Annotated in this window: 10 protein-coding genes and 1 other annotated feature; of the genes, 7 read left to right on the top strand and 3 right to left on the bottom strand. The window is 33.1% G+C overall.

What is annotated here, in order from left to right:
- Positions 1–251: 251 nt before the first annotated feature.
- Positions 252–506 (bottom strand) — a binding site (T-box leader).
- A gap of 360 nt (positions 507–866) precedes the next feature.
- The 3 genes from LRP81_RS22655 to LRP81_RS22665 all read left to right on the top strand — a co-directional run bounded on the left by LRP81_RS22655 (position 867) and on the right by LRP81_RS22665 (position 1,690).
- On the top strand, positions 867–1,178 hold the full coding sequence (locus LRP81_RS22655) for an alpha/beta fold hydrolase (protein ID WP_230505385.1): 312 nt from the start codon (positions 867–869) through the stop codon (positions 1,176–1,178).
- A 101-nt stretch (positions 1,179–1,279) separates the two neighbouring features.
- Complete coding sequence (locus LRP81_RS22660; RefSeq protein WP_230505386.1) at positions 1,280–1,456, top strand: hypothetical protein; 177 nt, start codon at positions 1,280–1,282, stop codon at positions 1,454–1,456.
- 75 nt (positions 1,457–1,531) lie between these two features.
- A complete protein-coding gene (locus LRP81_RS22665) occupies positions 1,532–1,690 on the top strand; it encodes a hypothetical protein (RefSeq protein WP_230505388.1) in 159 nt (52 codons plus the stop codon).
- Between the two features lie 20 nt (positions 1,691–1,710).
- Here LRP81_RS22665 and LRP81_RS22670 read toward each other — a convergent pair whose 3' ends face one another.
- Positions 1,711–2,577: a DUF3307 domain-containing protein gene (locus LRP81_RS22670; RefSeq protein ID WP_230505390.1), complete on the bottom strand. Its 867-nt coding sequence runs from the start codon at positions 2,575–2,577 to the stop codon at positions 1,711–1,713.
- A 146-nt stretch (positions 2,578–2,723) separates the two neighbouring features.
- Entirely contained in the window at positions 2,724–3,461 is a 738-nt protein-coding gene (locus LRP81_RS22675) for a hypothetical protein (protein WP_230505392.1), read from the bottom strand.
- 305 nt (positions 3,462–3,766) lie between these two features.
- Between LRP81_RS22675 and LRP81_RS22680 the strand changes: the two genes are divergently transcribed.
- Both LRP81_RS22680 and LRP81_RS22685 read left to right on the top strand, forming a co-directional pair.
- The gene (locus LRP81_RS22680; RefSeq protein WP_230505394.1) at positions 3,767–4,702 is read left to right on the top strand and encodes a spore coat protein CotH; all 936 of its coding nucleotides are present in this window, start codon (positions 3,767–3,769) and stop codon (positions 4,700–4,702) included.
- Positions 4,703–4,809: 107 nt separating this feature from the next.
- Positions 4,810–5,481 carry a DUF2642 domain-containing protein gene (locus tag LRP81_RS22685; RefSeq protein WP_230505396.1) on the top strand — a complete coding sequence of 224 codons (672 nt, stop codon included), beginning with the start codon at positions 4,810–4,812 and terminating at the stop codon, positions 5,479–5,481.
- A 50-nt stretch (positions 5,482–5,531) separates the two neighbouring features.
- Here LRP81_RS22685 and LRP81_RS22690 read toward each other — a convergent pair whose 3' ends face one another.
- Positions 5,532–6,881 (bottom strand): arsenic transporter, encoded by a 1,350-nt coding sequence (locus tag LRP81_RS22690; RefSeq protein ID WP_230505398.1) that lies wholly within the window; start codon positions 6,879–6,881, stop codon positions 5,532–5,534.
- 501 nt (positions 6,882–7,382) lie between these two features.
- Between LRP81_RS22690 and LRP81_RS22695 the strand changes: the two genes are divergently transcribed.
- Positions 7,383–8,003: an NUDIX hydrolase gene (locus LRP81_RS22695; protein WP_230505400.1), complete on the top strand. Its 621-nt coding sequence runs from the start codon at positions 7,383–7,385 to the stop codon at positions 8,001–8,003.
- Positions 7,996–8,382 carry a glyoxalase superfamily protein gene (locus LRP81_RS22700; protein WP_230505422.1) on the top strand — a complete coding sequence of 129 codons (387 nt, stop codon included), beginning with the start codon at positions 7,996–7,998 and terminating at the stop codon, positions 8,380–8,382. Before LRP81_RS22695 ends, LRP81_RS22700 begins: the two co-directional genes overlap by 8 nt.
- Positions 8,383–8,561: the final 179 nt, after the last annotated feature.

The following is an 8,561-nucleotide window of genomic DNA, read 5'->3' on the forward strand; positions in this document are numbered from 1 at the left end:
AAAATTCCAGTAAATGACATCTAGTTGCTGGATTAGTTTCGTGATGTCTTTTTTAAGCAAATTGACCTTTGATAACTTCATATTCTTTTATTTTTCAGTTGACATATTACCGCAGGTCTTAATAGTAAAATCTCTGCGCCTTTACAAGCATAAATCGAGTCGATGAGAAAGTTGAACCTAAGAACTCTAAGAGCTAAGGGCTGTAACTAAATTTATAAATTTATAAAAAAAACCGCCCTTAACGAATAATCGTTAAGGACGGGGATGTAAACAACCACGTGGTACCACCTTATTTTACAAATAGCTCTCACCATTTGCCTCAATCAGTACGGAAAAATAGATACTGTGACATTTGTAACGAGTGCCAAATCTCGTTACGGCCTACTCAACCGTTCAGCCGTAAAGCTCGGAGGTCATGTTCAAATGAATGCTTTTGCTTCTTTTCAGCTACCGAAGCTCTCTTTAAAAAACAGTGTCATTCTACTTTATCTCGTTATAGCATTTTTTCATAATATTAACAGCATTATATGAGAAAGAAATATAATTGTCAATATAATCAAAAAAAGGAAATGATAATTATTCAACGAAATATACTAACGAATATACAATTTTTGAAATGAGGAACAAAATCATGAATAATTATGTAAGAAAGGCAATCTCTTTCGTATTTCAGCAATTATTTTTTCACTAAAAGAGAACTAAAATCTTTCCACCCAAAAGGAGAACTGATTGATGTAGATGAAGGACCAACTATTATTTTAGAAGCTGGGTTGGATGAAATCATCTTGATTGGACATTGGATCAAAAAAAGGCATCCCATTATTGTACTGTGTTATCGTATGATAGAGCTGGATATGGGTTGACTCATGAATAATCTAGAACTCACAAGCCAACAACATTTATTAAATTTAAGAAGAATTGTAAGAAACCTTTCCCTCAAACCACCGTATATACTTGTAGGACATTCATATGGAGGATTAATCATGAGAGAATTTGCAGCCACATATCCTGAAGATGTGGCTGCATTGATATTAGTCGATTCTGTTCATGAAGATTGGTATAACAATAGTGCGATGACAGTAGAGAGAAAAACAAAAATAAAGAAAATGCAAAAAGTTCATAAACTAGGAAATTATTTAGCTGATCTAGGATTCCAAGGTTTTTCAATCTTTACGTAGGTTCAAAATTATTTCCACAAGATATTGCAAAAGAAGCTAAAGCACTCGGCTTTCAAGCAAAAGCATACAAGGCGATTTTTTCTGAACTGAAAAATGCAGCAATGAGTGTGGAACAATTCTCCAAATGTCCAAGGATCCCAGTTGAAATACCAGTCACAGTTCTAAGCGCAGACAATCAAACGGAATTGTGGAAATTGCAACAACAAAAGCTATCATTGCTTCACGAAAATACTACACAAGTAAAGGCTGAAAACTTGGCCATGCTATACCATTACTAAAACCAGAAATAGTTAACCTGGCAATTCTTCATGCTATCACAAATGGAGATAAGAAAAAAAAGGAGCAATATAAATATGGAAAACAGTTATTTTGTAGGGTGGGGGACACTTGCACTTATTAATGCTGGTCTTGCGCAAGGGAAGAATCGAAGTGGACTCAATTGGTTCCTTCTTTCACTATTACTTGGTCCCTTGGCGACGTTCATTTTAGTATTGGTAGAAAAAAGAGGATAGGGCTTATTTATTATGCAGCCCTACCCTAGAAAAACTACTTTTAACATGATACCGATCAATATCGCAAACAGAAAGGAAGTAAGTGTTCCTAGGAGAAAATACTCCGCCCAATCACGGTCATCCATTTGTTTGAAACGTGTGAGAGATTTAGCTGCAACAATGAAGCCAACTGCCGAGAAGGAACCCATTAGTATTAAGGAGACTACTAATAATCTTTCCAAGTATCCAATTACTTTTCCACGTGAGAGGTCTTGATGTTTCATGACCATATATGTATATTCTTCGGTCATATTTTTTTCACTATTGGGACTCACAGCCATATCCCGCAACGTGTATTTGCCTTCAAATAATGATAGATGTCTTGTTAGTGACCCGAGCATAATTCTTATAATATGACCGGTTACAGTTGTACATAAAATGAACATAATGATCAAGAATAGCATACTGTTGAACAATCCATGTTCTGGTCTTGCGCCTTCCCATAAGTTAAGTGATAAGAGAATATAGTGGAACAGTTCATATAAATCTACTTTGATAAAAATCATACAAATTAATAAAATACTTAAAATATGTAAAAGCTGATCTCCGATGAATAAACTTAACTTCCATGCGTTTTTTTCTTGAAAGAATAGGGAGTTATGCTCCAATTTCATTTTTCCTATATCAACTATACCGTGGACAAAAACTATGAAACCTGTTGGAATTATTACTTCAAATAAGAACCCGTCTCCCTGCATAAAATAGACGAAAAGAAGGACAATAAAAGTTACTATAGTATGATGTAAAAGATGTAGCTTCAAATACTCCTTTTTATTACGGACCATCTTCTCCGTCTGAAGATAAAAGTCTGCAATTAAATGAGCCAGGATAAGCAATAAAACAATCATTCCACCCGCCCCTTACAATTAAATCAATTAATTATCCATGTATTTTTCCATATTATTACGGCATTTTTTTGCCTAAAAATCAAACAGATGATATTTCTCCCTAGTAAATTACCTTTAGCAAGGAGGCATTTCAAAAAAGTGCTCCATTATATGAGTTCTATATTTTTTTGTAATTGTTTTTTAATGGTAGTTGTTAATTCCTTCGTGATATGATGTGGGACATTACCACTTGAATCTTGCTCCAGCTGGTTTAACGTATGTTGTATCGTCCTCTTAGTTTTCAGTATTATCTCACAATTCCCCTTTTTATAGTGGCTTGAAATAGTAGAAGGTGACTTTTTTACTATACTTGCAATCGCTTTTTGCTCTTCCAATATGGAATACAACCTGGAGATAGATCGTTGAATGTCGGTTTGTTCACTCATCATTTTATGCTGGTATTCTAATAGTAAATTAATCATTTCTATGGATGTGGATTCTTGATGTGCTAATTCAGGCATTAAAAACATAGAACGTCGGTTTGTTGCTTGTTTGATGGTTTCGTTTGCCAACCTAGCTTGTCGCATTATTGGGTGATTCCATTTATCAATATCAATACTAGAGAAATCATCTTCTACCATTCCAAAGGTCAGGCCAAAATATGGCGGTTGTTTTTTATACTTCCAAATTTGACTGATGTAGAAAGCGACGATATAAGCACTAGAAAAGTGATCCATCATACAAACAATTTCATCTCCGAGACGGTGTTTCACTTTTACAGAAGGAAATCCTCTAGTCCAACCTTTTATTATTGTTTCTACCTCTTCTAAATACTTTACAATCTCATTCCAGTTTTTTGTGGAGTTGGTCACATCCATAATAAAAATCGAAACTGGCTTTGCCATTTTTACTTCCTCCTACTTACATTGAATATCATTAGTATATGGAATAAGTTTATTCTAATTCGACTATTTAATCAAATTATTATATATTTGATATTTTAATCGAATTATAGAAAAATAGACTAATATATATAAAAGGAAAAAAATTATTACCAAACAAACGAATCTATATAAATCGAGTATAATCTAGTAGGCCTTTGTTGAAATTTTATACAATTAGGTTTCTTATCTAGTTCCTTATAACCTCCTTGCACGTATATATGCAGTATAAATATCCAATATGGATATATTAATTAAGGAGGATGTGTATGGAAGATTATTTTTTTTATGATTTTTTAGAATCATTATTAGGGTTGTCCGTCACGATTTATCGAGGGGGACCGGAATCAAGAACTGGTACACTTTTAGATTATAAAGATGATTACCTAACTTTACATGCCCAGGACAAAAAAAATAATAACCGTTCAATTATCTATTACCAGTTAAAGCATATTAAGAGTATAAGTGAGGACTCCAAAATTAACTCCGTCCAAACTACAGCATTAGAAGATATGAAAGAAGAGTTTTATCAAGGACAGGACTTTATAGATTTATTGGATCAATTGATTGAGCAGAAGGTGCAAATTAACCAAGGAGGTCCTGAAGCAAAAAAGGGTACACTAATAGCTATTTCTCAAGATCATTTAGTATTGTTTACATCTGATGATGGTGTTATTTATATTAATGTCCAACACATTAAAAGTATCTCTCTTCAAGAGAAAAGAGAAGATTCTAAAGATGCAACCACTGAGAAATCAATCGAAGTTTCTTCAAAAGAGGATACTGAATTATTCCACTATATTGAGGCAACAGATTTTCATTCTCTATTTGAAAATTTGACAAATAAATGGGTCTCAATCAATAGAGGAGGTCCTGAAGCTATGGAAGGTGTTTTAGTTGAAAATGCGGGTGGTTATTACACATTAGTAAGCAATCAGGAAATCCTAAGAATTCATCCATTTCATGTTAGGAGCATCAACTCAGGTCCTAAGGGTGCATTTATACAAAGAAATCAAGATGCAGAAAGCAACATTTCTACAGAAAATGAAGTAAATGTAAATACTGATAATGGAAGTAAGGAAGACAAAGTGAAAAAGAATAACAAAAACGAAGAAAAGAACAAAAATAAAGACAAAGATAAGAACAAAAATAAAGACAAAGATAAGAACAAGAATAAGAATAAGGACAAAAATAAAAAGAAATAATCATTTAAAAGCAGAAAGTAACTCATCGCTAAAAAGGGTGCAATGGTTCACCAGACTTTTGCACCATTAAATTTATATTGATACCTACACTTAAAGGGGAGATTTTATTGACAGGTTTAATTAGTCTAATAGGTAAAAATGTAGAGTTAGAGATATCTGCCAAAACCCTTTTTCAAGGCACCGTAATAGATGTCGGTCTAGATATTATAATATTATTTGATAGTAAAAAATATCTATATATTCCTCTTTTACACCTTCAAGGCATTAAAGAAAAAGCAGCAGAAAATACCTCTTATTCGTCTGAAGAGGAATCTCCTTTACAGCAAGAAGGTGAGGTTACTTCTTATAGGAAAATACTGAGTAATGCAAAAGGGCAATTTGTGGAGATTTTTGTTACTGGTAATAAATCCATCCATGGGTATGTAACAAGTGTCTTGAACGACTATATTGTTTTTTATTCTCCCGTTTACAAATCTTTGTTCATATCTATGCAACATCTAAAATGGCTAACACCTTACTCCAATCAGTTAACCCCGTATTCGCTAAGTAGAGAAGCGTTACCAGTTGTGCCTTACTCCTCTCCATTAAACAGATCATTTGAAGAACAGATGAAAAAATTCATTGGTCAATTAATAATATTAGATATGGGGGAGCAACCCGAAAAAATCGGTCTGTTAAAAAATGTTTCAAATAATATTGTGGAATTAGTAACTTCTAATTCAACGACAATATATTGGAAGGTAAATCATTTGAAAACATTTCATTTCCCCAATCAATAGACCATAAGAAAGGCTTTCCTCCATAACTATTATAAGAAAGCCTTATATGGTTAATCGACAAAGAAAAGAGCGACCCAATAATACAAACATAATAAAGTAAAAACTAAAGTTGCTGGTATAACTTTTAACGTGACACTTATATAGGAAGCCCATGATACTTTAATCTTATTTTCTCTTAAAATATGCATCCATATTAGAGTAGCTAACGTACCAGTTGGAAGAATAAGTGATCCAATGTCACTTCCTATTATATTTGCTAAATAGATTGTTTTTAATGTAATGTGGTCCAGTGCCATTTCGTTTAAAGTAATCGTCCCTATCATTAATGCTGGATGATTATTAAATATATTAGAGAAAATAGTTAGTAGAGCCCCCATTGTAAAACTAGCATAAAAAAGTCCTTCAGAGACTACTGGCTCTAATATAGTAACCAAAAGATCTGTTAAACCAATGTTTTGTAATCCGTATATTAGGACATACATACTGAATGCAAAAATAAAGATATGCCAAGGTGTTTTCTTCAGTATATCGGTTGGATAAACTTTCAAATAGAAAGCTCTCCAGATAAGTAATATTGAAGACCCTAGTACTGCTATCAAGGCAACGGAAATGCCAAGATATGATGCGACAAATAAACTTATTCTGACAAGGAAGACAAATACGAGCGCACATATCATTAATTTAATCGAAGATTTCATAGTTTGATCAGAGTCCTGTAAAGGGTGTTTTTTTTCTAATCCGTGAATAATTAAGCTTTGGTAGTTAGGAAGAGTTCGAGGAAGTTTTTTGTAGAAAATTAAATACAATAATACTGTTAAAAACAACAGTCCCAACGTACCAGGAACAAACATCATGACGGTATGCAAATAGAGATCCATCCCGATTATCTCTAGAGATATTAAATTGACGATGTTACTTACTCCAATTGGTACACTAGATGCAGTTGCAACAAGAGCACCACTAATTAAATAGGGGAGTAATTCATGTTTCTTTAAACCTAAATGCTTTAACAGAAGTATTAAAATAGGTGTTGTAATTAATATACTCCCATCATTGTTTAAAAATAGTGTCATTAAAAAGCAAAGTGTACAAGTCAGCCAAAATAATCTTTTGCTTGATCCTTTTGAAAACTCAAGCATCTTTTGCGCAACCCATTTGAAAAAACCAAAGCTTTCCAATGCAAAGGCCATTATCATTGTGGCCATAATCGTAACAGCAGCTCCAGTAATTTTTTGACTAATATCTAGTAAATCTAACAAATTAACGCTACCGCTTATTAGAACTATAATAGCTCCAAATAAAGCAGGTATTGTTTCATTAAGCCCTTTAGGTCTCCAAAGTATCAATATTATTGTAGCTACAAAAGCAAAAATTGTTAGAAAAATTGATAGAGGCGTCATAGATTGTTCACCTCACTTTCTATTTATTTTCACAGACTATATATGGAATCTATCATTTATAAGTATGTGTACTGTATGAATACGTGTCCAACAAGGATTTTGTACTAATCAAAACAACTATTTAAAAATAAATCCACGAAAGTCTACCAATTTCTTCACAAAAAATAGAGAAGATTTTTTAGCAAAAAGGGAAGAGCAAGTTTCAAAAAGTCTCACTATAACATTTATTAAAATGTATAAAGTTAGCGACTATTTTCATGGTCGCTTTTTCTATTAAAACGATGAAATGTCCATCTCGGGAAATGAATTATTGCAGAATAATCAACGGGTAATAGTGAAATTTCTGATTACTTTTCTAATAAAATGAATCGCTAATTATTTCCCAAGATCAAATAATTTGTTTGAATTCATAGAATAAATCCCAATAGTGTAATAAGATTGAAAAGTATTGTACTTAGGATCAAATTACAAAGAAATAAAAAAATAAAGGAATGAATAATTATGGAAATGCTTTCAATCTACAATAAAGAAAGAGAATATTTAGGAGTCGCTACACGTGATGAAGTTCATGCAAAGGGACTATGGCATGAAACATTTCATTGTTGGATTCTGACAAAAATAGATGGCAAAGACTATCTTTACTTCCAACTTAGAAGTAAAGAAAAACAGGATTACCCGGAATTATTAGACATCACCGCAGCCGGACATTTGATGGCACAAGAAAAAGTGGAAGATGGCATAAGAGAGATGGAAGAGGAGATTGGCATAAACGTTGCAATAGATGAACTAACCTATTTGGGAATCATTCCTTATGAAAAAGAACTGTTAGGGTTTATAGACAGGGAGCATGCACATGTTTTCCTATTAGAACGAACGATTCCGTTTGACCATTTCACTTTACAGCCTGAAGAGGTTAGCGGAGTATTTCTGGTAGGGTTAGAGGATTTTTTGGATTTATGGGCAAATAACGAGGAAAGTATCTACATAGAGGGGTTTGTAGAGAATTCTACCATTGTAAAAAAGCAGGTTGTTTCTAAAGAGCATTTTGTACCACATAGCGATCAATTTTATAGAAGAACAATGGAAGCAATTATGGAGAAAAGAGGGAAGATGAATGACTGATAAAAGTGTTCGACAAATGTCAATTCCGGTTTTAAGAATTTTTGAGGTGGATAAGGCAAAGGAATTTTATTGTGATTTTCTTGAATTTGAGATTAACTGGGAGCATCGATTTGAACCAGATTTCCCCATCTATATGGAGATACAATCTGGAGAATGCAAGTTGCATTTAAGCGAACATCATGGGGATGGGACCCCTGGAACTCTCATACGAATAGCTACGGAAAACATTGAAAGCTTGCACGAATCATTGTTAAAAAAAGACTATAAATACACCAGACCAGGCTTAGAGGATACTCCTTGGAATATGAAGGAAATAAGAATTGGAGATCCTTTTGGAAATAGAATCATTTTTTATGAGAAAACCAGTCACGTTTCTTAATATCTCTTTTGAAATATTACACGAAAGAGGAGGGAACAAAAAAACTGCCCCAGAATTGTTAGGCCACTGAAAAAGTTACGTTTTTTATTTCAGTAATCTAAAATGAATGCCCAAAGGCAATTTTCCGTCTGCTTTTTAAGCGGAAAATTGCCTTTTTCCTTTTCTTTTTTATTCTTTTT

Origin of the sequence: Sutcliffiella rhizosphaerae (assembly GCF_917563925.1) — a bacterium.
Lineage (GTDB): Bacteria > Bacillota > Bacilli > Bacillales > Bacillaceae_I > Sutcliffiella_A > Sutcliffiella_A rhizosphaerae.